The organism is Goekera deserti, assembly GCF_010685995.1.
Taxonomy (GTDB): domain Bacteria; phylum Actinomycetota; class Actinomycetes; order Mycobacteriales; family Geodermatophilaceae; genus Goekera; species Goekera deserti.
Window position 1 is genome coordinate 1 of record NZ_JAAGWK010000048.1, and the last position, 751, is coordinate 751.

General features: G+C 41.3%; 1 protein-coding gene. It reads right to left on the reverse strand.

Annotated features, from left to right (window positions below):
* On the reverse strand, positions 1 to 421 hold a 421-nt coding region (locus G1H19_RS22325; RefSeq protein WP_163638890.1), incomplete at its 3' end, for a hypothetical protein.
* Positions 422 to 751: the final 330 nt, after the last annotated feature.

The window sequence follows — 751 nt, forward strand, 5'->3', positions numbered from 1 at the left end:
CATCTACAATAGCGTCCACTACTCGCGGCATCAGCTTATTAACGTTTTTCAGTTTCGTTAATGCTTGTTTCGCGTTTAATCCTTTCGTGTCTACCTTGCTGGACGAAATCGCCCCGCTAATGGTTGACGTGCTGGATTGTAGGAAACGTGCCGCCCTCTGAATTTCGGCTAAACGTTCCTGCCCCTCTTTACCCTTCAACGAGAAACGACCCTGAAAACCGTAACGTTTAAATGCTTCGGTAAACTGTAAGCCGTTTTTGACGAGCCTATCCCAACGTTTACGGGCATTGTCCAGTTCGCGGTTAATCTGTTTATTGATAGCCGCAACATCCGAGGCTTTCATCATCGGCTTACTAAGAGCCTCTAATAATTCCCCGATTTTGTTTACGTCTTTTACAATCTTAACTCCACCTCTAGCCATTATTTACATTCTCCAGCTAATACGGTTTTCATAAATATATCAAGCTCACCCTCAGATAATGCGAATTGTGCATACTTGATAAAGTGTCTTACGTTGGTACTACGTCCATTCTCGAAAGCCGATAACGTTTTAATATTATCGTTCATAGCTATGACCTGTAGAGAAGCATTTTTACTCTTCCGGTATTGTTGGCAGTGCTTGCCGATGTGCATAATTTACTACCTCAGTTGTTAATAAATCGAGTTGATATTATATCTCACCTCATGAGAATGTGCAACATAATAATAGTTGTGTGAAATAGTGAACGTGATCGAGCAAGCATAATAGTTA